This window comes from Mycobacterium sp., from assembly GCF_035314905.1.
In the GTDB taxonomy this organism is placed as follows: domain Bacteria; phylum Actinomycetota; class Actinomycetes; order Mycobacteriales; family Mycobacteriaceae; genus Mycobacterium.
The window spans coordinates 11454-33496 of the sequence record NZ_DATFYW010000231.1; the positions used below are offsets into that span (position 1 = coordinate 11454).

The following is a 22043-nucleotide window of genomic DNA, read 5'->3' on the forward strand; positions in this document are numbered from 1 at the left end:
ACCCGATTACTCCACCTGGAGTAGTCGACGCCGGAACGACGAAACGGACCCCGATGGCCTACCAGGTGACCTCGCTGGGCATCTCCGTGCTGGCGCTGCTGCGCGAACGACCGATGCACGGCTACGAGATGTTCCAGACGCTGGTCACCCGGCATGGCGACCGCATCCTGAAGGTCCGGCCCGGCTCGCTGTATCACGTGGTCTATCGGCTGGCCGACGAGAAACTGATCCGCCAGACCGGCACCGGCCGCTCGGGCAACCGGCCCGAACGCACCACCTACGAGCTGACGGACGCCGGAGCGGACGCGCTGACCGATCGGGTGCGGGAGCGCCTCGCCCACCCCGTCAACGAGTTCGACAAGTTCGTGGTCGCACTCGCCGAGATCCACCACCTCGACCCGATGACCGCGGTGGGGGCGGTGCGGCACAGGATCGCCCTGCTGGAAGCCGGTGCGGATGAGTTGCGCGCGCTGGCCCGCGCCGGCCGGCCCGGGCACCTGGTGGCGCTGGATTACCTGCTCGCCACCACCACCGCCCAGATCGACTGGCTGCGCCGGTTCGTCGAGACCCTGTGGCCCGCCCGGGGGGTCGGGACATGACCGCCGACGACATTCAGCCCTGGCGGGCGCTGTGGGCGATGATGGTCGGCTTCTTCATGATCCTGGTCGACTCGACGATCGTCGCGGTCGCCAACCCGCGGATCATGGAGAAGCTGAACACCGACTACGACGCGGTGATCTGGGTGACCAGCGCCTATCTGCTGGCGTACGCGGTGCCGCTGCTGGTCGCGGGCCGCCTGGGCGACCGGTTCGGCCCCAAGAACCTCTACCTGGTGGGCCTGGCGGTCTTCACCGCGTCGTCGTTGTGGTGCGGCCTGGCCGGCTCGATCGACATGCTGATCGCCGCGCGGGTGGTCCAGGGGCTGGGCGCGGCGCTGCTGACCCCGCAGACGCTGTCGACGATCACCCGCATCTTCCCGCCCGAGCGCCGCGGTGTGGCGATGAGCGTGTGGGGCGCCACGGCCGGGGTCGCCACCCTGGTCGGCCCGCTGGCCGGCGGCGTGCTGGTCGACCGGCTCGGCTGGCAGTGGATCTTCTTCGTCAACGTGCCGGTCGGCCTCGTCGGCCTGGTGCTGGCGGTCTGGCTGGTTCCGGTGCTGCCGACCCACCGCCACCGCTTCGACATGCTCGGCGTGCTGCTGTCCGGGGCCGGCATGTTCTTGATCGTGTTCGCTCTGCAGGAGGGCCAGTCGCACGACTGGGCGCCCTGGATCTGGGCGATGATCGCCGGCGGCGTGGGCTTGATGGCCGTCTTCGCCTACTGGCAGCTGGTCAACAGGCGCGAGCCGCTGATCCCGCTGGAGATGTTCCGCGACCGCGACTTCAGCCTGTCGAACTTCGGGATCGCGGTGATGGGGTTCGTGGCGGTCGGGATGGTGCTGCCGCTGATGTTCTACCTGCAGGGCATTTGCGGCCTGTCGCCGACCCGGGCGGCGCTGCTGACCGCCCCGATGGCGATCGCGACGGGAATGCTGGCCCCGATGGTCGGCAGAATCGTCGACCGTGCTCACCCGTCGCCGGTGATCGGTTTCGGTTTCGCCGTGCTGTCGATCGCGCTGACCTGGCTGTCGATCGAGATGACGCCGGCCACGCCGATCTGGCGATTGGTCCTGCCGATGGCGGCGATGGGTGTCGGGATGTCGTTCATCTGGGCGCCGTTGGCGGCCACGGCGACCCGCAATCTTCCCGCGCGACTGGCCGGGGCGGCCTCCGGTGTGTACAACGCGATCCGACAGGTCGGCTCGGTGCTCGGCAGCGCCGGCATGGCGGCGTTCATGACGGCCCGGATCAGCGCGGAGCTGCCCCCGAGGCCGGACGGCGCGCCATCGGCGGCGGGCGCGGTGACGCAGTTGCCCCGTTTCCTGCACGAGCCGTTCTCCGCGGCGATGTCGCAGTCGATGCTGCTGCCTGCCTTCGTGGCGCTCTTCGGGGTCGTCGCCGCGGTGTTCCTGGTCGGGGCCCGGTCCCCGGCGCCTGAGCGCAGGACCGCGCCGGCCGCCGGCGACATGACCGCCGACGATCCGGAGCGCACCGACGTGATCCCGGTGATCGACGCCGGCTACGTCCAGCACTTCGAGGACGACGACGACTACTTCGAGTACACGATCCCCCGTCCCGGGCCGGCGCCGGCCGCGCCCGGCGCCGACGAAGGTGACACCGAGCCGATGGCGACCAGAGCCGAGCCGGCCCGCGGCGAGCCGGTGGATCTGTGGCCCAGGGCACCGATGGAAACCTTGCACCGCGACCCGCTGCACAGCTGGCACCGACCTGCCGAACAAATTGGTCTCGCGCACAATGGTTTTCACGTTGAGCACGAGCATCGGTTCCAGGACATCTACGACCGGCTCCGCGGCGAAGGCGACCTGGGTTCGGGCCGTGCCCGGCACCGCCTGGACCCGGATCACCATCGGCCGGACCCCGGCCAAAAGACCTACGGGCGCCACTCGATGCCGACCCGCGATTAGTCGAACATCACCGCCGCGTTCAGGTAGCCGGTTGGGTCGAACGCGGCCTTGACCGCTCGCATTGCCGCGATGTCGGCGGGCTCACGCGACATTCCGATGTAGGCGCGCTTGCGGCTGCCGACGCCGTGTTCGGAGCTGACGTTGCCGCCGAGGCCGGCGATCAGCTCCATCATCGCCGTGTAGAGCGCGCCTTCGCCGTCGGCGTCCAGCGCGCAGCGCAGCACGTTCAGATGCAGGTTTCCTTCACCGACGTGGCCGAACAGCAGCGGGATCGCGTCGGGCGCGTGCTGGGCGATCAGCTTCGCGGACCGGTGGGCGAACTCGTCGACCGCCGCGAGCGGCAGCGACACGTCGAACTTCAGCGGCGGCCCGTAGACACCGAGGATCTCGGTGATCGCCTCCCGCAGCCGCCACAGCCGCTGCTGCGCCGCCGCGTCCACCCCGACCGCCGGTTCGCCGCACAGCTCGACGGTGTCCAACGCGTCGGCGAGCGGTTCGGTGAGGTCGCGATCTCCGGCCAGCTCAACCAGCAGCAGCCACCGGCCCTCGACAGGCGTCGCGACGCCGAGGCGCTCGGCTGTGATCGCAGTGCCGGTCGCGTCGATCATCTCGAGCGCGGCAATGCCGTCGAGGTCGCGGAACGACCGGCCGGCGGCCACCAGCGCGGGCAGCCCGGCGAACCCGCACACCGCGGTGACCCGGTGTGCCGGCGTCGGGTGCAGCCGCAGGTCCAGTTGGGTGATCACCCCGAGCGTTCCCTCGGCGCCGACGAACAGCGACGCCAGGTCGTAGCCGGTGTTGTCGCGGCGCACCCGGCTGTGCCTGCGCACCAGCGACCCGTCCGGCAGCGCGACCTCCAGCCCGAGCACCTGGTCGCCCATGTTGCCGTAGCGCACGGTGCGCAGCCCGCCCGCGTCGGTCGACGCCATCCCGCCCAGCGTGGCCGTCTCGCGGGCCGCCAGGTCGACGCCGAACTCCAGGCCGGCCGCCGCGGCGGCACGCTGAAGCGCGCCCAGCGTCACGCCGGCACCGGCGCCCACCCGTCGCTCGCCGGTGTCGACCTCACCGATGCCGGTGAGCCGCTCGGTGCACAGCAGCACGTCGTCGTGCTCGGGCACCGTGCCCGCGACCAGCGACGTGCGGCCGCCCTGGATCGTCACGTGCGCGCCGGCGTCGCGGCAGGCGGCGAGCACCGCGGCGACCTCTTCGGCCGAGCCGGGCCGCACCAGCGCGGCGGCGCGACCGCGGTAGCGGCCGGTGTGGTCGACGCTGCGTCCGGCGAGGACGTCGGGGTCTGTGACCACATGCCCGCGACCGACGATGCCGCCCAGCCGATCCGCGGTGCTCATCGCGCCGGTGTATCGCACGGCGACAGCGACAGAAAGGCGCCCAGCTCGATCAGTCCGTGCGGGGTCGACGGCAGATACTGCGTCAACGCCGGGGACCGGACGATCACCGCGAGGTAAATCGCCCGGCTGATCGCGACGTTGAGCCGATTGCGGTGCAGCAGAAACGAGATCCCGCGGGGCACGTCGTCGACGGTGGAGGCGGCCATCGACACGAACACGACCGGCGCCTGTCCGCCCTGGATCTTGTCCACGGTCCCCACCTGCACGTCGACGAGACCGGCATCGCGCAGGTGGCGCCGCACCTGCAGCACCTGCGCGTTGTACGCGGCGACGACCAGCACGTCGGCGCCCGCCAACGGCCGCGTGGTGTCGCCGTCCGTCCACGGGGTGCCGATCAATCCGCGGATCTCCTCGGCGATGCGTTGGGCTTCCTCGGCGCTGGCGGTGTCGTTGTCGGTGTGTTCGACGCACAGCGTGCGAAGGCCGGGGGCGTGTCCCTCGAGGCGCCTCGTCGCGGTCACCGGATGCGGTTGCAGCCTGTTGTCGTAGGACAGCGCCGAAACCGCCCGGCACACCGCGGGGTGCATGCGGCGAGTCTGCGCGAGGAAGTAACCGAATTCGTCTGGCAGCACATCGCGTCCGCCGACCAGCCAGCCCAGCGCGGAGGTGTCCACCGGTTCGGGGTGGATGCCGGTGCTGACCTCGGCGAGCTGTTGCGGATCGCCGAGCAGCAGCAGATTACGGGCGGCGCGGGCGACGGCGACGGTGTTGGCGAGCGAGAACTGGCCGGCTTCGTCGATCACCACCAGGTCCAGGCTGCCGGGCACCACCCGGTTGTCGTTGGAGAAGTCCCATGCGGTACCGCCGACGACGCAACCGGCGTTCGCGTCGATGAAGGCCGCGTACTGGTTCTCGTTGATCCTCTGCCACGCGGGTGCGGGATCGTGCGGCGTCTTCTTGGCCACCACCGAAGGGTCGACGCCGGCGCGGACGACCTCTCTGAGGACGTTCTCGACGACTGCGTGTGACTGCGCGACAACGCCTATCCGCCAGTGGTTTTCGTTCACCAGCCGGGCGATGACCCGTGCGCCGGTGTACGTCTTGCCGGTGCCCGGCGGCCCGTGCACGGCGATATATGACCGGTCGAGATCCAGCAGCGCCGTGGTGATCGACTCGATGTCGGAATCGGCGCGGGGCAGCACAGCCCCCGACGCGGTGCGGGGGGCTCGGCGGCACAGGATGTCCACCGCGGCGCAGCGCGGCAGCTGCGGAGGCGACTCCTGCAGGGCCGCAGCGGCTTCAGCGGCCAGCGCGTCGACAGCCCGCTGCTGGCTGTCGGTCTTGATCGGATAGCCCGGTGTGATCGCCATCGGAAGGTGATCGAAGGGTCCCGCATTGCCCCCCGTCTCCTCGATGAGGACCTGCACCGGCACCCCGGCCACTTCGTGTGTGATCTCGCACAGCGTGGCGGTGCCCGCGGCTCGCCGATCGGGGTGGGCATCGTCCAGGCCGGGCGGCGCGGGCCGGTCATAGAGCACGCAGACTTGCCTGCCCGTGACAAGCGCGCCGTTGAGCAGTTCGCCGGTCAGCCGCACCTGCCTGCGCGGCTTGCGGGCTCGTGGCGGCAGATGCCAGTCCGCGGTCACCTCGGCGCGGTCGACGCGGAACACCCCCGAGGTGTCGCCCCACTCGTCGACCGGGTTGACCAACCGGTCGAAGTGGGCCCACCAGTGCGGCTTTCGCTCCCTGACGTAGTACCCGCGGGCGGCGTTGATCAGCGCAGCCGCGGTCTGCTCCGGATCGCGCGGGCCGCTGACCGCGGGCTCGCCGGCGAAGCGGGTCAGCGTCGCGGCGACGTCGTCGTCCGGGGGGACCTGTTCGCCGGGTCCGGCATCCCGGCGCAGGTGGGCGGTGCCCCCTTCGAAGGCCAGCAGCAGCAGCTGGTTTCGAAGCAACCGCGTCGACCTGCAGTCGTATCGGTTGTAGTCCTCGATCTCCTTGAGCACGCCGCCTGCCTCGTCGGCGCGGCCGGCGTCGAGCAGCGCTGTGTAGCGCGCGTACTGGGTGATCGAGTCGGCGGCCGTGGTGACGTCCCCGGAGCGGCGATCGCTGCCCATGTAGAGCCGTTCCAGCGACTTCAGGCTGTAGGACTCCGCGCCGACCCGAATGCTCTTGCGCACCAGCGGCAACAGGTCTACCAGGACGTCATCGCGCAGCAGGTTGTCGACGTCGTCCTCGCCGACGCCGTAGCGGGCGGCGAGGTGCAGCAGCGCCGTCTTCTCGTAGGCGCCGTAGTGGTAGATGTGCATGTTCGGGTGGCGCTTGCGGCGCTTGCGCACCAGCGCCAGGAAGTCGGCGAGCGCCTTGCGTTCGCTGCGGCGGTCATGTGCCCACAGCGGGCGGAACGCCCCGTTGGTCTCAAGCACGCCGAACAGATACTCCAACCCCCAGGTGACGCCGTCGTCGGTCCACAGCGGGTCGCCCTCGAAGTCGAAGAAGAGGTCGCCCGGGTCGGGTTGGGGCAGTGCGCCCAGCGGCTCGGGGTCGAACACCTCGAACCGCGGCTCGCCGGACTCCCTCTCCGCCACCTGCAGCCGCGCCTGCGCCGTCAGCGTCGCCAGCGTGTGCTCGGCCAGCCCTTCTATCGTCCCGGTGTGGGCGGCGAGCCCCGCAACCGTGCTGACGCCGGCCTCGATCAGCGTGGCCCGTTGGCTGGGCCGCATGTTGGCGACCAGCACCAGGTCGTCGTCTTCGCGGATGTGCGGTTCGCAGGCCGGGCATCGCAGGCAGGCGCCGACCTGTTGATCGGCCCAGCTGGCGGGCTCGCCGCCGGCCAGGTGCCGGTCCAGCAGCTTCTCAAGCGCGGCCCGCTGCTGCCGGTACACCGGGATCAGATCGTCGACCGGGTAGTCGACGACCGATCCGTCGCCGAGAATCAGCCCGGCCGTCCGCGCCACGGGAACCCCCATGGCCCGCAGCGCGTCGGTGTACCCCGCGACCTGAAGCAGCGCCTCGATCTTGGCGCGCCGCGCCAGCTTGGTGTCCAGCACCCGGTACGCGTCCCCGTCCCGGACCACGAAGTCGGCGAACCCCACGAACCGCCCGTCGAACAGCGCGGCTTGATACACCACCGCCGGCTGACTGCGAAACGCCGCGGCGGTGGCGCGGGCGGCCGCCCGAAACGCCGCGACTGTATAGGACGGCCGGCCGATCCTCACCACCCCGTCGCCGTAGGCCGCAACGAACCGCGCCAGCTCGCGTTCTTCGTGCTCCCCGCCGAGCTCCACCGTGCGCCTCAGCAGTTCGTCGCCGTCCGCGTCCACCTCAGGCCCGCGCCCGAGCCTGGCGTCGAACGCGCGCAGCAGCGCGTACTCGCAGCGGGCAGCCGCTGCCAGATCGGATGCGCTGTAGATCACCAAGCCGTCGTCGACGAACACGGTGTCACTGTAGGGCAGCCCACCGACGTCCCAGTCACCGCGAAACTCAAACCACTGCGGCCCGAATCGGCGTGTCGCTGCAGCTGGTTAAGTGTCGCGCCCGCCCACCCGCGACCGCCCCCCGCACAGAAGCCCGAAGACGCCCGCGGCGACGAATGGGACGGGCGCGAGCGTCGCGATCGCGGCGCTTCCGGCCCCGACCCCGGGCCGACAGGTGAGCCCTGCGACGATGTCGGCGCTGTCGCTGAACAGGCCGGTGGCTGCCCACCGCCGAAACTGCTTCTCCCCGGCGCACGCCAGCGCGGCGCAGGCACCCGACCCGAGGGCCACATCGCGGATCCCGATGGTCCGCATCAGAAGCGTTTCGGTGCCCGATCCAGGCGAGAAGAACCAGCCCGGCGCCGCGACCATGGCCAGTCCCACGCCGACACGCGCGGCCGCGACGACGGCCAGGGTCGGGGTCGAAGCACGGGAGAAGTCCCTCATCGCCGTTCCGCCTCAGCCGGTGTTGGCGACGAGCTCGACGCCGTTGCCGTTCCACCGGAATTTCACGACGCTGTCCAGGCCGGACACGCCGTTGGAATACTTCAGCGCGACGGTGTCGCCGGTGCTCGCCGACGAGTCGATCCCGTTGAAGCCGAACGTGTCCGGCACACCGGTCGGGATGAACTTGCCCTGGTGGAACATGATTGCCCGGGTGTTCGGGTTCTCGGCGTTGGTGTTGGCCCTGACGATGACAGCCGACAGTTGCGCGCACTCGTTGTAGTTGCCCGCCATCGGCTCTGCGCTCCAGCCCTGCCCGCTCCGCGGGTCGGGCGCCAAGCTGGAAGCGGCCTTGGTGATCTCCGCGGCACCGAGATTGACCGCGCACGGGTCGGCCGCCGCCGAGACGGTGGTGCTGGGCACAGGGGTCGTCACAGGAGCCGGCGGCGGCGGAGGCGGCGCCGGCGTCGTGGTCGCCACGACGCTTCTCGGCGCCGGGGTTTTCGCGACGGTGGAGTCGCCCGAACCGCATCCCGCCAGCGCCGCCGCCGCCGCCGCGCCGACCCCGGCCAGGGCGGCGGCAGTCGCGATCCTGCCCCACACAAGAGCGCACCGTACCGCCAGTCGTGGCGACTTCCGGGAAGGCGGGGCCGATGCCGCCCTCCCATTAGACTTCAGATCCGATGGACTCCCCGAACCCGGACGCCACGGTGCCCGCCTCGACGCCTGCAGCGACGTTCGCCGACCTGCAGATTCACCCCTCCGTGCTGCGGGCGGTCGACGATGTCGGCTACGAGTCGCCGTCGGCGATCCAGGCCGCGACGATCCCGGCGATGATGGCCGGATCCGACGTGGTCGGCCTCGCCCAGACCGGAACCGGCAAAACGGCGGCATTCGCGATCCCGATCCTGTCCAAGATCGACACCGAGAGCACCACCACCCAGGCGCTGGTGCTGGCGCCGACCCGTGAGCTGGCACTGCAGGTGGCGGAGGCGATCGGCCGCTACGGCACGCACCTGCGGCGCCTCAACGTGCTGCCGATCTACGGCGGCCAGTCCTACCACGTGCAGCTCGCCGGCCTGCGCCGCGGCGCCCAGGTCGTGGTCGGCACCCCCGGCCGGGTGATCGACCACCTCGAACGCGGCACGCTCGACCTGTCGCACATCGACTACCTGGTTCTCGACGAGGCCGACGAGATGCTCGCGATGGGCTTCGCCGAGGACGTCGAACGCATCTTGGCCGACACCCCGGAGTACAAGCAGGTGGCGTTGTTCTCGGCGACGATGCCCGCGGCCATCCGGGCCATCACGTCGAAGTACCTGCACGACCCGGTTGAGGTCACGGTCGAAGCCGAAACCACCACGGCGGAGAACATTTCCCAGCGCTACATCGAGGTGGCCGGGCCGCGCAAGATGGACGCGCTGACCCGCGTGCTGGAGGTCGAGCCGTTCGAGGCGATGATCGTCTTCGTCCGCACCAAGCAGGCCACCGAGGAGGTCGCGGAAAGGCTGAGGGCCCGTGGCTTTTCGGCGGCCGCCATCAACGGGGACGTCGTGCAGGCTCAGCGCGAGAAGACGATCGCGGCGCTGAAGGACGGCAGCGTCGACATCCTCGTCGCGACCGACGTCGCGGCGCGCGGCCTGGACGTCGAGCGGATCTCGCACGTGCTGAACTACGACATCCCGCACGACACCGAGTCGTACGTGCACCGCGTCGGCCGCACCGGCCGCGCCGGGCGGTCGGGGTCGGCGTTGCTGTTCGTCTCGCCGCGGGAACGCCACCTGCTCAAGGCGATCGAGAAGGCCACCCGCCAGAAGCTCACCGAGGCCGCGCTGCCCACCGTCGAGGACGTCAACGCCCAGCGGGTGGCCAAGTTCCGCGATTCGATCACCGACTCGCTCAATGCGCCCGGAGTCGAGCTGTTCCGCGGCCTGGTCGAGGATTACGAGCGCGAGCACGACGTCCCGATGGCCGACATCGCCGCCGCGCTGGCGACGCAGTCGCGCGACGGTGAGGAGTTCCTGATGCGGCCGGAGCCGCAGCGCCGGGGGCCCGTGGCAGGGGCGCCGCGTCCCGAAAGCAGGCGGAGCCAGGACCGATCGCGCCGGCCCGGCGACGGCATGGCCACCTACCGCATCTCGGTCGGCAAGCGGCACAAGATTGGCCCGGGCGCGATCGTCGGCGCGATCGCGAACGAAGGTGGCCTGCACCGCAGCGACTTCGGGCACATCACGATCCGCCCGGACTTCTCGCTCGTCGAGCTGCCGGCCAGGCTGCCCCCCGAGACACTGAAAGCCCTGGAGCGGACCCGCATCTCAGGCGTGCTGATCAATCTGCAGCCCGACCGCCCCCCGACAAAGACGAAGACGACGAAGACCAAACGGAAGTCGTGATGGCCCTGTCCGAGGGCGTCCAGCCGCGGGGCGGCCTGGAATCGGTGTCGGGGGCCGAGCGGGTTGCCTCGCTCACCGGCATCCGCGCGGTCGCGGCGATTTTGGTGGTCGCGACGCACGCCGCCTACATCACCGGCAAGTACACCCACGGCTACGTCGGGCTGACGTACTCGCGCATGGAGATCGGCGTGCCGATCTTCTTCGTGCTGTCCGGCTTCCTGCTGTTCGGCCCGTGGGTCAAGGCCGCGGCCACCGACGGTCCGCCGCCACCGCTGGCGCGCTATGCCTGGCACCGGGTGCGGCGCATCATGCCGGCATACACGGTGACGGTCTTCGCGGCCTTTCTGGTGTACGAATTCCGGACTGCGGGGCCCAATCCCGGCCACACCTGGATGGGGTTGTTCCGCAACCTGACCCTGACCCAGATCTACACCGACCACTACCTGTACTCCTACCTGCATCAGGGGCTGACGCAGATGTGGAGCCTGGCGGTCGAAGTCGCGTTCTACGTGGCGCTGCCCCTGCTGACCTACCTGCTGCTGACGGTGCTGTGCCGGCGGCGCTGGCGTCCGCGCCTGCTGCTCGCCGGCCTGTGCGCGCTTGCCGCGCTGACACCGGCGTGGCTGGTGCTGGTGCACCTCACCGACTGGCTGCCCGACGGCGCGCGGCTGTGGCTGCCGAGCTATCTCGCGTGGTTCATCGGCGGCATGATGCTCGCGGTGCTGCAGGTGATCGGCGTGCGGTGGTACGCGGCCGCGTGCCTGCCGCTCGCGGTGGTCTGCTACTTCATTGTGTCCACGCCGATCGCCGGGGAGCCCACCACGTCGCCGGCCAGGCTGTGGGAGGCCCTGTCCAAGGCGGCGTTCTACGCGGTGATCGCGACCGTCGTGGTGGGGCCGCTGGCCCTGGGCAACCGCGGCTGGTATTCGCGGCTGCTGGCCACGGGGCCGATGGTGTGGCTCGGCGAGATCTCCTATGAGATCTTCCTGATTCACCTCATCGTGATGGAGATCGCGATGGTCGAGGTGCTGCGCTACCCGATCTACACCGGCTCGATGCCGTTGCTGTTGGTCGTGACGCTGGCGATGACGATCCCGCTGGCCTGGCTGCTGCACCGGTTCACCCGCGCCCGGCCGTGATGCCGTGCGACCAGCCGCCGATCACGACCAGCCCGCCGGCCGCGACGAGAAGACCGCTGCGCCGCCACGCGCCCGCGGTCATCACCGCATCGCCGGCGAGCCGAACCGCCTGGGCCGCCGGCGGCATGTGCTTCAGCACATACCGGCCTCGACGGCTCAGGCGCAGCCGGGATGTGTCGGTGCGTAACAGGGCCGCCGACGCGGCGACCGGAATGAGAAAATGAACCACCAGGCCGGCGCCCCGCCGGCCCCGCCAGATCATGGTGAGCGACACGACGGACGCCGCGATGTCAGCGGCGAGCTTGGCCGCGTGGACCTGATGCAGGAGAAGGTCGTCGCTAGTCGGCACCGCGAGCGAACTCCGCCGATAACCCCCCAGCCACGACCATCGGCACCACGAACTCGCGGACCATTGCGCGTTCGTCGTTCTCGTCCTCGCCGGGAAACACGAGCAGTGAGGTCATCACCCGCACCAGCCACCGGGCGCGACGTTCGACCACCGCGGGCTCGTCGGGGGCGAGCGACGTCAGAAACGCCGCGGTCAGCGCCTTGACCACGTCGTCCTGATCGGCGATCACGGCCCCGAGCGGGGGCCGGCTCGTGGAGAACCACGAGGCCAGGGCCGGGCTGTTGCGGACCAGTCCCAGCGCCGCGATCACGCCCTCGACCAGCCGGTCCCCGGGGTCCCGGATGCCGGTGATCTGGTCGATGATCGTGTAATGCAGCCGATAGGTCTCCCGGTGCATGAACGCGGTGTGCAGCGCGTCGCGGTTCTCGAAGTAGCGATACAGCGTCGCACGTGAACATCCGGCGGCCCTGGCGATCTCGTGCATCCCGACCCCGGCGACGTCGCGCTGCGCGAACAGCTCGGCCGCCGCGTCCAGGATCCGGTCTGCGGCGACCTCGGTGCGGCGCGCCGCCAGCCAGTCGCCGGACATCAGCGGGCCGCCCGGAACGGCACCGACAGCGGTCGCCGCACGTAGCTGCCGTCGGCCCAGACGATGCCGGACTCGTCCACGTCGAAATCCGGGCAGCGGGTCAACAGTTCGCTCAGCGTGACCCGCGACTGCATGCGCGCGGCGGCCGCGCCCAGGCAGTGGTGGGCGCCGTGGCCGAACGTCAGGATGTTGCGTGGCCGGCGCGTCACGTCGAGCTCGCCGGCATCCGGGCCGTACCGGCGCTCGTCGCGGTTGGCCGACCCGTACAGCAGCAACACCTTGCGGCCGGCCCGCATGGTGGTGTCGTGGATCGTCACGTCACGGGTGAGGGTGCGGGCCAGGCCCTGCACCGGTGACGTCAGCCGCAGCAGCTCGTCGATCACGGCGGGAATCAGCTCCGGGTGCTCGGCCAGCAGCCTGCGCTGGTCGGGCCGGCGCTGCAGCAGCTGCACCGAACCGCCGAGCATGCCGGTGGTGGTGTCGTTGCCGCCGGTGACCATCGTGAACGTGAACGCCAGCACCGACAGGGTGCCCGCGATGTCGCCGTCCGCGCCGACCCCCGCCGCGACGAGGTGCGACACCGTGTCGTCGCCCGGCTCGCGGCGGCGGCGCTCGATCAGCTCGTTGAAGTAGCCCGTCATCGAGGTCACGGCGTCACCCAGCGAGTCGATCGCGTCGCCGATTCCGCCGCTGGTGGTGTTGGCCGCGACGATGGCCTCGGTCCAGCCGTCGAACCGTGCCCGGTCCTCTTCCGGCACGCCCAGATAGTGCGCGACGACCATCGAGGGCAGCGGTTTGAACAGCTCGGCGACGATGTCGCCACCACCGGAGGCGAGCAGCCGCCGCAGGCGTTCGACGACGAACGCGCGAACCGCCGGCTCGACCGCCTCCACCTGGCGGGGGGTGAAGCCCCGGGCGACCAGTTTCCGGAACTCGGTGTGCACCGGCGGGTCCTGCATCACCATCGGCGGGTTGTCCTGCAGCCCGATGATTTCGAGTTCGCGGTAGTTGACGGTCAGCCCCTGGGCGGAGGAGAACGTCTCGTGGTCTCGCGCGGCCTGCCAGATGTCGGCGTGCCGTGACAGCACCCAGTAGTCGTGCGCCGGGTTCTCCCGGGGAATGACGTGGTGCACCGGGTCGCGGTCGCGCAGCGCGGCGTACATCGGCCAAGGGTCCGCCCAGCTGTGAGCGTTGGCGAGTTCGAACATGACCGGTGACCCTTGAGACAAAGTAACCGTCATGTCTTATGCGTACGACAGGGGATGCACAAGTGTCAATGATTGGCGCGAAATCGTTCCTAAATTGCGGCGCCGGGGTTGAGGATCCCCGCGGGGTCCAGCGCGTCCTTTATTCGCTGGTTGAGGGCCATCGCGCCGGGCCCGATCTGGCCGGCCAGCCAGGGCCGCTTGAGCCTGCCGACGCCGTGCTCGCCGGTGATCGTGCCGCCGAGGCCCACTGCCAGGTCCATGATCTCCCCGAACGCCACCTCGGCGCGCTGCTTCATGGCCCGGTCGCTGGGGTCGTAGACGATGAGCGGGTGGGTGTTGCCGTCGCCGGCGTGTGCGATCACCGAGATCATCACGTCGCGCTCGGCCGCGATGCGCGCGACTCCGGTGACGAGCTCACCCAGCCGTGGCAACGGCACGCCGACGTCCTCGAGCAGCAGCGTTCCCTTGGCCTCCACGGCCGGGATCGCGTACCGGCGGGCAGCGACGAACGCCTCGCCCTCGTCCGGGTCGTCGGTCGAAAAGACTTCTGTCGCATCATTTTCCGCGAATACGGCGGCGATCACCTCGGCGTCTTCCCCGGCGGACCGGCCGCGTTCGTCGGAGCCGGCGATCACCAGGGCCGCGGCGTCGCGGTCCAGGCCCATCCGGAGCTTGTCCTCGACCGCGTTCACCGCGACGGAGTCCATGAACTCCAGCATCGACGGGCGCATCCTGCTCGACACGCCCAGCACCGCGTCGACCGCGGCCGCGACGGAGGCGAAGGTCGCCACGACCGTGCTCGACCGATGCTGCTTCGGCAGCAGCCGCAGCGTGATCTCGGTGATCACGCCGATCGTGCCCTCGCTACCGACGAACAGCTTGGTCAGGCTGAGGCCCGCGACGTCCTTGAGCCGGGGGCCCCCGAGCCGCACCGCGGTGCCGTCGGCCAGCACCACCTGCAACCCGAGGACGTAGTCGGTGGTGACGCCGTACTTCACACAACACAGGCCGCCGGCGTTTGTCGCGACGTTGCCGCCGATGCTGCAGATCTCGAACGACGACGGATCCGGCGGGTACCACAGGTCGTGCTCGGCCACTGCCTTCTTGACCTCGGCGTTGAACAGCCCGGGCTGGCACACCGCGGTCCGGGTCACCGGGTCGACGGTGATGTCGCGCATCCGCTCGGTGGCGAGCACGATGCAGTTGTCCAGCGCCGTCGCGCCGCCGGACAGGCCGCTTCCCGCGCCCCGCGGCACCACCGGGATGCGGTGCCGGCTCGCCCAGCGCAACACCGCCTGCACATCCTCGGTGCGAAGCGGCCGCAGCACGGCCATGGGCTTGCCGGCCGACGGGTCGAGCGCGCGGTCCTGGCGGTACTTGTCGGTCTTCGCGGGATCGGTGACGACCATTCCTTCGGGCAGCTCTTCGATCAGGCTCGCCAGCACATCCGCGCTCATAACTCGATGCTACGAGCCGGTCTATTCCAATTCGGCCGACGGCTGCCGCTCCGACCTGCGATCCAGCTCGTACAACGACGGCAGCAGCAGTGCCGCCAACCCGATCGCGATCATCGGTACGGCCAGGGCGAGAAACGTGGTCCGCAGCCCGAACGTGTCGGCGAGCGGACCGGCCAGCATGAATCCGAGCGGACCGGCGGCGTAGGCCAGCGACGTCATCACGCCGACCACCCGGCCCCGGAGCGCGGGCGGCGACTTGGTCTGCATCACGTAGTTGTAGATCGGCGCGATTGGCCCGTAGACGAGGCCGACGAGCGCGCACAGCAGCAGGATCAGCGCCAGCGCCGGCAGCAGCGAGATCAGCGCGGTGCAGATGCCGAGCGTCAGCGTCGCGGTGAGCAGGATCGCCCGCCGCGTCAGGTGCCGCACCACCAGCGGATAAGCCAGCGCGCCGACCAGGCCGCCGATGCTCAGCGCCATCAACACCCAGCCCAGTTGCGCGGGCTCGTCGTGATCGGCGAAGTACTTCGGGAACAGCACGCTTTCCATCGGCAGGTACAGCCCGGTCATCGCCAGGTCGACCAGCGCCAGCGTGCGCAGCACCTTGACGTTCCAGACGAACCGCAAACCGTCGAGCATGCCGGCCCAGACTCCCTCCGGCCGCTCCTCGACGGTTGGCGGCCCCGCGCCCTCCAGCCGGAGCACGCCGACCGCCAGGATCGACAGCCCGAAGAACGCGGCGGTGACCCACATCGTGTTGATTCCGCCGATGGTGCCGATCAGCAGGCCCGCCAGGCCGGGACCGACGATGTAGGCCACGTTGAACACGGCTTCGTAGAGCCCGTTGGTGCGGTCCAGCGTCCAGCCGGCCCGCGCCGCGGCTTCCGGCAGCATCGACTGGCGGGCGGTGATCCCGGCCGGGTCGAATACCGCGCCCAGTGCCGCCAGTGTCGCGAGCACCGCGACGTTGATGCTCTGCTGGCCCAGGGTGAGAGCCAGCACCGGGACCGTGGCCACGGTGGTCCCCGACAGCACATCGGAAAGAATTGAAATGCGCTTGCGGCCAAGGAAATCCACTGCGGTGCCGGCGATGAGCGTGGAGAACAGCAGCGGGAGGGACGCCGCGCCGGCGACGACCGACGCCTCCAGAGCGCTGCCGTTGCGCTGCAGCACCAGCCATGGGAACGCGACGATCGAGATGCCGTTTCCGGCCGACGCGGCCAGCGCCGCGAACATCAGGACGAAAACAGGGCGGCGCGAGGGCGTCCGGCGGCCGGGATCGGAGCGACCGGGGGATGACCGAGACATGGGAACGGGGAGAAATCTAGCAGCGGGCATGCCCGGTCGGCGACCGAATTTGCGCGCCGTGCACAGTAGATCGGTGCGTCTGCCCCATCCACGCGTCGGTATGCAGTTCGACTCGCCGGTGCCACCCGGTGCCGGCTGGCCGGGCGACCCGGCGACCCCGCGCACCGCGGTCGCGGCGACGCCCGCGCAGGTCGCCGCCGAGGCGTCGAATGTGAAAACGCTTCGGCAGCTCGACGCCTTGGTGTCGGTGTGCCGCGCATGTCCGCGGCTGGTCGAGTGGCGCGAACAGGTCGCTGCGGGCAAGCGGAAGTCGTTCGCCGATCAGCCGTACTGGGGGCGGCCCGTTCCGGGCTGGGGTTCGGCCGGCCCGAAGATGCTCATTCTCGGCCTCGCGCCCGCGGCGCACGGCGGCAACCGCACCGGGCGGGTGTTCACCGGGGACCGTTCCGGTGACGTGTTGTACGCGGCGCTCTACCGCGCCGGTCTGTCCACGTCGCCGGACAGCGTCGACGCGGCCGACGGCACGACGCTGATAGACACCCGGATGGCGGCGGCGGTGCGGTGCGCACCCCCGGGCAATGCGCCGACACCCGGCGAGCGGCAGACCTGCGCGCCCTGGCTGGCCGCGGAATGGCGCCTGATCGGCCACCACGTCCGCGTGATCGTCGCGCTCGGCGCGTTCGCCTGGCGTGCGGCGCTGAACATGGTCGGCACCGTCGAGTCACCGGCGCCGAAGTTCGGGCACGGTGCCGCCGTCTCGCTGCGCACGACTGATCGCGACGTGGTGCTGCTGGGGTGCTACCACCCGAGCCAGCAGAACACGTTCACCGGCAGGCTGACCCCGGCGATGCTGGACGACATCTTCGCCAGGGCCAGGATGACGGCGGGGATTCGATGACCCCGACGCGGGCGCGGCCGGGAACAACACTCGCGTATCGGCTTCTCCAGGACTATCCCGATGACCGGACACGTTGACTCTCGCATGCGGCTTTCCGTCCTTGACCTCGTCCCCGTGCGCACCGACCAGTCGACGTCGGATGCGCTGTCCGCGACGCTGCGGCTGGCGCAGACCGCCGACCGGCTCGGCTACACCCGGTACTGGGTCGCCGAGCACCACAACATGCCTTCCGTGGCGGCCACCAGCCCGCCGGTGCTGATCGCGTACCTGGGTGCGCAAACCTCGCAGCTGCGGCTGGGTTCGGGCGGGGTGATGCTGCCCAACCACGCGCCGCTGGCGGTGGCCGAACAGTTCGCGCTGCTCGAGGCCGCCTATCCCGGGCGCATCGACCTCGGCATCGGCAGGGCGCCGGGTTCCGACCCGGTCACGTCGCTGATGTTGCGCGGTCCGGCCGGGCGGGACGATCGCGACATCGAGAACTTCCCCGACTATCTCGACGACGTGCGCGCGCTGATGAGCGCCCGCGGCGTGCGTGTCGCGATCCCCCGCGAGCGCTACATCCTCAAAGCCACGCCGGCCGCGACCAGCGAACCGAGGCTGTGGCTGCTCGGCTCGTCGATGTACTCGGCGCGGCTGGCCGCGGCCAAGGGCCTGCCGTATGTGTTCGCGCACCACTTCTCCGGGCAGGGCACCGAGGAGGCGTTGGCGACGTACCGCCGCGAGTTCGTGCCCAGCGACCTGGCGCCCGAGCCGGTGACGTTCCTGACGGTCAACGCCGCGGTCGCGCCGACCCGCGACGAGGCCGAGGCGCTGCTGCTGCCGAACCTGCAGATGATGGCCCGGTTGCGCACCGGGCAGCCGCTCGGGCCTCTCGACCTGGTGGAGGACGCCGAGGCGGCCCGGCTCAGCCCGCAGGAGCAGGCGATCGTCGACGCCGGCGCGCGGCGCGCGGTCGTCGGCACCGCGCCCGAGGCGGCCGATCAGGTTCGCGCGCTGGCCGAGCGGTTCGACGTCGACGAGGTGATGATCAACCCCGTCGCCTCGGCGCGGCGCGGCATCGACCCCGCGACCGCACCGGGCCGGGACGCCACGCTGGAGCTGCTCGCCAAGGAGTTGTTCTAGCGCGGCGTCAGCACGACCACCGGGATCGGCCGCGACGTCTTGCTCTGATACGCCTTGTACCGGTTCGCGTTGTTCTTGTTGACGATCTCCCACAGCCGGTCGTAATCGGGATCCCCGGGCACCACCGGCCGGGCCGTGACGCCGAATCGCTTCGGGCCGACGTTGATTTCGACGTTCGGCTTGGCCTTCAGGTTGTGATACCAGCCGGGAGCTTTCGGATCACCGCCCTTGGAGGCGACCACCAGGTAGTCGTCGCCGTTGCGCGCATAGGTGAGCGACGTCGTGCGCTGCTTTCCGGTCTTGGCGCCGACCGTGTGCAGCAGCAGGCTGGGAATCCCCAGGGTCCGGTGACCGATCCAGCCGTTCGTGTTCCGATAGACCGCGTCGTGCAACCGCAGCACCGGCGGGAGCAGTTTCTCTTCCAGGAAGCTCATGCTTGCAAGTGTCATCCCGCGGCGTCGATCTTGGCCAGCGCCTCCCGCAGAATCCGCCCCGTGGCTTCCCGGTCCGGGTCGCGCCGCAGCACCATGCCCTTGGCGAACGACAGCTTGTCTCCGTTGCGCCGCGGCACGACGTGCAGGTGGATGTGGAACACCGACTGGAATGCGGCGCGGCCGTCGTTGAGGACGACGTTGTTGCCGTCCGCCTGCAACTCCGATTCCCGCGCCGCGCGGGCGATCCGCTGCCCGATGGCCAGCATGTCGGCCACCGTTTCCGTCGGGGTGTCGGTCAGATCAACGGTGTGCTGCTTGGGCAGCACCAGCGTGTGGCCCCGGGTGAACGGCCGGATGTCGAGGATCGCGAGATACCCGTCGTCTTCGTAGATCCTCATCGCCGGGGCTTTACCCGCGACGATGTCGCAGAACACACATGGCATGTACTCACCGTAACGTCGCGTCCGGGAGGCAGGAATGAATAACGGAACACCGGTGCAATTCTTGTCCTTGGCTCGATGCCGGGCGAGGCGTCGCGTGCGAGCGGGTCGGTCCTACGCCCATCCGCGGAATGCGTTCTGGCGCATGGCTCCACGGCCTGCGCCGCGCAGGCGTCGGATTGTGCTCCAAACCGTTCGAGGGCGCGCGATCGTGGAGGTAGGTTGACGCAGTGGCCGCTGACGTCGATATCGAGGCATCGGGGCTGCTGGACGGCCTCGAGGGCGATGCGCGCGCGCAGCGGGCCGAACTGATCGCCTGGCTCCTGGAACGGGGCTTCGCGGTGGAGCAGATCCGCGGTGCCTTCGCCCCGATGCTGTTGCCGGGCCGCCGCGTGATAGGCGACGACGGGACCTACCTGTCGGCGCGGGAAATCGCCGAGAGCCATGGAATCGACCTCGACCTGCTCCAGCGTGTGCAGCGGGCCCTCGGCTTGCCGCGGGTCGACGATCCGGACGCGCCCGTGCTCATGCGTGCCGACGCCGAGGCCGCCGCGCGAATACTCGAGTTCATCGACGCGGGTCTGGATCCCGAGCAGTTGGTCGCCGTGGTGCGGGTGCTTGCCGACGGCCTCGCTCGCGCGGCGGAGACGATGCGCTGGACGGCGCTGGCCGCGGTCTCGCAACCGGGCGCGACGGAATTGGATATCGCCAAGCGGTCGGAGGCGATGGTGAGTCGGATTGCCCCGCTCCTTGGCCCGATGATCCAGGACATGCTGTTCCTGCAGCTGCGCCATTCGATGGAGACGGAAGCGGTCAATGCGTCGGAGCGGGCCGCTGGCCATGCGTTGGCCGGTGCGCGCCAGGTGACGATCGCATTCGCCGACATGGTGGGCTTCACACGACTGGGCGAGGCGGTGCCGCCCCAGGACCTGGAACGGCTCGCCCGGGGCCTCGCCGACCTGGCGCGCGACGTGGCCGTGCCGCCGGTGCGATTGATCAAGACGATCGGCGACGCCGTGATGCTCATGTCGCCGGAACCCGCACCCCTGTTGGACGCAACGCTCCACCTGGTGGCCGCCGCAGACAAGGAGGACTTGCCGCAGTTGCGGGTCGGGCTGGCTTCGGGTTCGGCGGTCAGTCGCGCCGGGGACTGGTTCGGCAGCCCGGTCAACGTGGCAAGCCGGGTGACGAGCGTGGCGCGGCCCGGTTCGGTGTTGACGGCCGAGTCGACCCGCGAGTTGATCGGTGACGCAGAAGAGTTTTCGTGGTCGTTCGCGGGCTCACGCCACCTCAAGGGCGTCAAGGGGGACACCAGGTTGTTCCGCGCGCGGCGGGCAACCGATGTTGTGGACAAGTCCTGATCTGTGGATAGTCCCGCGGCGCAGTGGGTTTGGCGCCAGGCGGTGTCAGTGCTCCGCCACATGATTGGGACCTGCGGTCGAAGAGTGAACGATCATGGCGGTGTTGACCGCTTGATAAGACAATTCTGTACTCGCACGCCTTCGCTCACCACGACGCGCTCGATACCGGATGTGAAAATGGCACATCTGGCCGACGAACCGGGAACGCGTGAGTGACCTGCGCCGCCGACCGAACCGAGCGTGACCCTGATTCAGGCGGTAATGACTGACGATCTGATCATCCGGGTGGCCGACCGGCGTCCCTCGAACGCCAAACTGGTCGGTTGATCGACGACGACTTCACCAGCTGGTCTGCTGAGCTCAGTGCGCCGTCGAGGCTCTACTTGGTGCCGTGCGCTTTTAGGTGCTCTTTGGCGGCATTCTCCGCGTGCTCGACGGCCTGAACGTGGTGGGCATGCGCCGAGTGGGCGTGGTGGGCGGCTTTGTCAAACACGCCCTCCACGTGATGTTTAGCGGCTTCCACGTGGTGCTTAGCGGCCTCTTCGAGATGTTCGGCTGCTTTCTTGTGATGTTCGGCTGCTTGCTTCGACATGTCTCCACACCCTTTCAAGGGATCTCGATCGTGAGCGCAACAACCTGGGATTGTCAGCCCCCTGGCTGGCCTCATAGTTACAGGACTGTTAACTGGGGCTTTCAGCCGGTGTACATCTCTGCGCTGACGCCGTTCAGGTTGTCCACGTTTTCGGAGCCGGTCAAACCTCGGGGCCAGTCTCGGGCGGCCAGGCTTCCCGCTTCGGTTGCCAGCAACAGCGGGGCGGTTCGGGTGCTACGCCTCGACCGAGGGGATGCCCTCCTGATCGACAACCGTTGCGTGTTGCACGGCCGGAGAGAGTTTGTCGACCCGGCACGACAGCGGTACCGAATCCGATTCTGGCGCGTGAACGCCGAGCCTGAGTCGGACAGACGTACCACCGGGCAACCCGGCGTTTCGCTGTCGGAGAAAGCCACCCCACCTGCCGTGTAACAGTGTAATAATGTAAGCATGAGATCACATCATGCACATGGCCGACGTTTCGGCCGCCCCGGCGGGTGGCAGCAAGCGCAGCAGCCCGACGCCGGCGACGCCCCGGACTGGTTCGCCGGGCGGCTGCCCGACGGCTGGTTCACCGGTGATCCGGAGGCCGTGGTCGACCGCGAGGAGATCACCGTCATCGGGCGCCTCCCCGAGCCGGAGGGCGCCGAAGGCGCGGAGGGAGAAGGTGCCGGCGCCCGCAGCGCGGGCCGGGCCGCACGGTTCCGGGAGGAGACCCGTCCCGACCGGATGCGGATCGCCGATGAGGCGCAGGCCCGCTACGGCCGCACGGTGTCCTGGGGCGTCGAGGTCGGCGGCGAGCGGATCATCTTCACCAATGTCGCGGTGCCGGTGATGACCCGCCTGCGGCAACCGGAACGGCAGGTGCTCGACACGCTGGTCGACGCCGGCGTCGCCCGGTCGCGGTCCGACGCGCTGGCGTGGTCGGTGAAGTTGGTCGGCGAACACACCGAGGAATGG

The 22043-nt window shown here is 69.8% G+C and carries 21 protein-coding genes; 9 read left to right on the plus strand and 12 right to left on the minus strand.

Annotated elements, in window-relative coordinates:
* Positions 1–53: 53 nt before the first annotated feature.
* Together VKG81_RS20075 and VKG81_RS20080 are read left to right on the plus strand one after the other, a co-directional pair.
* Complete coding sequence (locus VKG81_RS20075; RefSeq protein ID WP_324398479.1) at positions 54–599, plus strand: PadR family transcriptional regulator; 546 nt, start codon at positions 54–56, stop codon at positions 597–599.
* The gene (locus tag VKG81_RS20080; RefSeq protein WP_324398480.1) at positions 596–2524 is read left to right on the plus strand and encodes an MFS transporter; all 1929 of its coding nucleotides are present in this window, start codon (positions 596–598) and stop codon (positions 2522–2524) included. Before VKG81_RS20075 ends, VKG81_RS20080 begins: the two co-directional genes overlap by 4 nt.
* Here the strand turns inward: VKG81_RS20080 and VKG81_RS20085 are convergent.
* The 4 genes from VKG81_RS20085 to VKG81_RS20100 all read right to left on the minus strand — a co-directional run bounded on the left by VKG81_RS20085 (position 2521) and on the right by VKG81_RS20100 (position 8396).
* Complete coding sequence (locus tag VKG81_RS20085) at positions 2521–3873, minus strand: FAD-binding oxidoreductase (RefSeq protein ID WP_324398481.1); 1353 nt, start codon at positions 3871–3873, stop codon at positions 2521–2523. The genes VKG81_RS20080 and VKG81_RS20085 overlap by 4 nt on opposite strands.
* Positions 3870–7310 (minus strand): TM0106 family RecB-like putative nuclease, encoded by a 3441-nt coding sequence (locus VKG81_RS20090; protein WP_324398482.1) that lies wholly within the window; start codon positions 7308–7310, stop codon positions 3870–3872. The genes VKG81_RS20085 and VKG81_RS20090 overlap by 4 nt, the downstream gene beginning before the upstream one ends.
* Positions 7311–7397: 87 nt before the next feature.
* The gene (locus VKG81_RS20095) at positions 7398–7796 is read right to left on the minus strand and encodes a hypothetical protein (RefSeq protein WP_324398483.1); all 399 of its coding nucleotides are present in this window, start codon (positions 7794–7796) and stop codon (positions 7398–7400) included.
* 12 nt (positions 7797–7808) lie between these two features.
* Positions 7809–8396: an LppP/LprE family lipoprotein gene (locus VKG81_RS20100; RefSeq protein WP_324398484.1), complete on the minus strand. Its 588-nt coding sequence runs from the start codon at positions 8394–8396 to the stop codon at positions 7809–7811.
* Positions 8397–8476: 80 nt separating this feature from the next.
* On the opposite strand from VKG81_RS20100, the gene VKG81_RS20105 reads away from it, so the two are divergent.
* Both VKG81_RS20105 and VKG81_RS20110 read left to right on the plus strand, forming a co-directional pair.
* Positions 8477–10186, plus strand: coding sequence for a DEAD/DEAH box helicase (locus VKG81_RS20105; RefSeq protein WP_324398485.1), 1710 nt, complete (start codon positions 8477–8479; stop codon positions 10184–10186).
* Positions 10186–11325: an acyltransferase gene (locus VKG81_RS20110; protein WP_324398486.1), complete on the plus strand. Its 1140-nt coding sequence runs from the start codon at positions 10186–10188 to the stop codon at positions 11323–11325. Before VKG81_RS20105 ends, VKG81_RS20110 begins: the two co-directional genes overlap by 1 nt.
* Here the strand turns inward: VKG81_RS20110 and VKG81_RS20115 are convergent.
* The 5 genes from VKG81_RS20115 to VKG81_RS20135 form a co-directional block, all read right to left on the minus strand.
* The gene (locus tag VKG81_RS20115; RefSeq protein ID WP_324398487.1) at positions 11306–11674 is read right to left on the minus strand and encodes a hypothetical protein; all 369 of its coding nucleotides are present in this window, start codon (positions 11672–11674) and stop codon (positions 11306–11308) included. The genes VKG81_RS20110 and VKG81_RS20115 overlap by 20 nt on opposite strands.
* Positions 11664–12263 carry a helix-turn-helix domain-containing protein gene (locus VKG81_RS20120; protein WP_324398488.1) on the minus strand — a complete coding sequence of 200 codons (600 nt, stop codon included), beginning with the start codon at positions 12261–12263 and terminating at the stop codon, positions 11664–11666. Before VKG81_RS20120 ends, VKG81_RS20115 begins: the two co-directional genes overlap by 11 nt.
* Positions 12263–13471, minus strand: a complete 1209-nt coding sequence (locus VKG81_RS20125; protein ID WP_324398489.1) for a cytochrome P450 — start codon at positions 13469–13471, stop codon at positions 12263–12265. The genes VKG81_RS20120 and VKG81_RS20125 overlap by 1 nt, the downstream gene beginning before the upstream one ends.
* A gap of 89 nt (positions 13472–13560) precedes the next feature.
* The gene (locus VKG81_RS20130; RefSeq protein WP_324398490.1) at positions 13561–14928 is read right to left on the minus strand and encodes an FAD-binding oxidoreductase; all 1368 of its coding nucleotides are present in this window, start codon (positions 14926–14928) and stop codon (positions 13561–13563) included.
* A 21-nt stretch (positions 14929–14949) separates the two neighbouring features.
* The gene (locus VKG81_RS20135; protein ID WP_324398491.1) at positions 14950–16236 is read right to left on the minus strand and encodes an MFS transporter; all 1287 of its coding nucleotides are present in this window, start codon (positions 16234–16236) and stop codon (positions 14950–14952) included.
* Positions 16237–16264: 28 nt separating this feature from the next.
* Here VKG81_RS20135 and VKG81_RS20140 point away from each other — a divergent pair, with 28 nt between their 5' ends.
* Positions 16265–17134: a uracil-DNA glycosylase gene (locus VKG81_RS20140; protein ID WP_324398492.1), complete on the plus strand. Its 870-nt coding sequence runs from the start codon at positions 16265–16267 to the stop codon at positions 17132–17134.
* Between the two features lie 84 nt (positions 17135–17218).
* Positions 17219–18256, plus strand: a complete 1038-nt coding sequence (locus tag VKG81_RS20145; RefSeq protein ID WP_324398498.1) for an LLM class flavin-dependent oxidoreductase — start codon at positions 17219–17221, stop codon at positions 18254–18256.
* Here the strand turns inward: VKG81_RS20145 and VKG81_RS20150 are convergent.
* Both VKG81_RS20150 and VKG81_RS20155 read right to left on the minus strand, forming a co-directional pair.
* Entirely contained in the window at positions 18253–18690 is a 438-nt protein-coding gene (locus tag VKG81_RS20150; protein ID WP_324398493.1) for a nitroreductase family deazaflavin-dependent oxidoreductase, read from the minus strand. The genes VKG81_RS20145 and VKG81_RS20150 overlap by 4 nt on opposite strands.
* 11 nt (positions 18691–18701) lie before the next feature.
* Positions 18702–19133: an HIT family protein gene (locus VKG81_RS20155; RefSeq protein ID WP_324398494.1), complete on the minus strand. Its 432-nt coding sequence runs from the start codon at positions 19131–19133 to the stop codon at positions 18702–18704.
* Positions 19134–19360: 227 nt separating this feature from the next.
* Here VKG81_RS20155 and VKG81_RS20160 point away from each other — a divergent pair, with 227 nt between their 5' ends.
* A complete protein-coding gene (locus VKG81_RS20160) occupies positions 19361–20491 on the plus strand; it encodes an adenylate/guanylate cyclase domain-containing protein (protein ID WP_324398495.1) in 1131 nt (376 codons plus the stop codon).
* A 379-nt stretch (positions 20492–20870) separates the two neighbouring features.
* On the opposite strand, the gene VKG81_RS20165 is transcribed toward VKG81_RS20160, so the two are convergent.
* Complete coding sequence (locus VKG81_RS20165; RefSeq protein WP_324398496.1) at positions 20871–21083, minus strand: hypothetical protein; 213 nt, start codon at positions 21081–21083, stop codon at positions 20871–20873.
* Here VKG81_RS20165 and VKG81_RS21610 point away from each other — a divergent pair.
* Positions 21060–21515: a TauD/TfdA family dioxygenase gene (locus VKG81_RS21610; RefSeq protein ID WP_414685347.1), complete on the plus strand. Its 456-nt coding sequence runs from the start codon at positions 21060–21062 to the stop codon at positions 21513–21515. The two genes, VKG81_RS20165 and VKG81_RS21610, sit on opposite strands and share 24 nt — an antisense overlap.
* 18 nt (positions 21516–21533) lie before the next feature.
* A partial coding sequence (locus tag VKG81_RS20170) for a hypothetical protein (RefSeq protein ID WP_324398497.1) occupies positions 21534–22043 on the plus strand: 510 nt, incomplete at its 3' end.

Coding starts and splice junctions, on each gene's coding strand:
- VKG81_RS20075 (WP_324398479.1), top strand. CDS start 54: ATGGCCTACCAGGTGACCTCGCTGGGCATCTCCGTGCTGGCGCTGCTG.
- VKG81_RS20080 (WP_324398480.1), top strand. CDS start 596: ATGACCGCCGACGACATTCAGCCCTGGCGGGCGCTGTGGGCGATGATG.
- VKG81_RS20085 (WP_324398481.1), bottom strand. CDS start 3,873: ATGAGCACCGCGGATCGGCTGGGCGGCATCGTCGGTCGCGGGCATGTG.
- VKG81_RS20095 (WP_324398483.1), bottom strand. CDS start 7,796: ATGAGGGACTTCTCCCGTGCTTCGACCCCGACCCTGGCCGTCGTCGCG.
- VKG81_RS20105 (WP_324398485.1), top strand. CDS start 8,477: ATGGACTCCCCGAACCCGGACGCCACGGTGCCCGCCTCGACGCCTGCA.
- VKG81_RS20110 (WP_324398486.1), top strand. CDS start 10,186: ATGGCCCTGTCCGAGGGCGTCCAGCCGCGGGGCGGCCTGGAATCGGTG.
- VKG81_RS20120 (WP_324398488.1), bottom strand. CDS start 12,263: ATGTCCGGCGACTGGCTGGCGGCGCGCCGCACCGAGGTCGCCGCAGAC.
- VKG81_RS20125 (WP_324398489.1), bottom strand. CDS start 13,471: ATGTTCGAACTCGCCAACGCTCACAGCTGGGCGGACCCTTGGCCGATG.
- VKG81_RS20130 (WP_324398490.1), bottom strand. CDS start 14,928: ATGAGCGCGGATGTGCTGGCGAGCCTGATCGAAGAGCTGCCCGAAGGA.
- VKG81_RS20135 (WP_324398491.1), bottom strand. CDS start 16,236: ATGTCTCGGTCATCCCCCGGTCGCTCCGATCCCGGCCGCCGGACGCCC.
- VKG81_RS20140 (WP_324398492.1), top strand. CDS start 16,265: ATGCCCGGTCGGCGACCGAATTTGCGCGCCGTGCACAGTAGATCGGTG.
- VKG81_RS20145 (WP_324398498.1), top strand. CDS start 17,219: ATGCGGCTTTCCGTCCTTGACCTCGTCCCCGTGCGCACCGACCAGTCG.
- VKG81_RS20150 (WP_324398493.1), bottom strand. CDS start 18,690: ATGAGCTTCCTGGAAGAGAAACTGCTCCCGCCGGTGCTGCGGTTGCAC.
- VKG81_RS20155 (WP_324398494.1), bottom strand. CDS start 19,133: ATGCCATGTGTGTTCTGCGACATCGTCGCGGGTAAAGCCCCGGCGATG.
- VKG81_RS21610 (WP_414685347.1), top strand. CDS start 21,060: ATGTTCGGCTGCTTGCTTCGACATGTCTCCACACCCTTTCAAGGGATC.
- VKG81_RS20165 (WP_324398496.1), bottom strand. CDS start 21,083: ATGTCGAAGCAAGCAGCCGAACATCACAAGAAAGCAGCCGAACATCTC.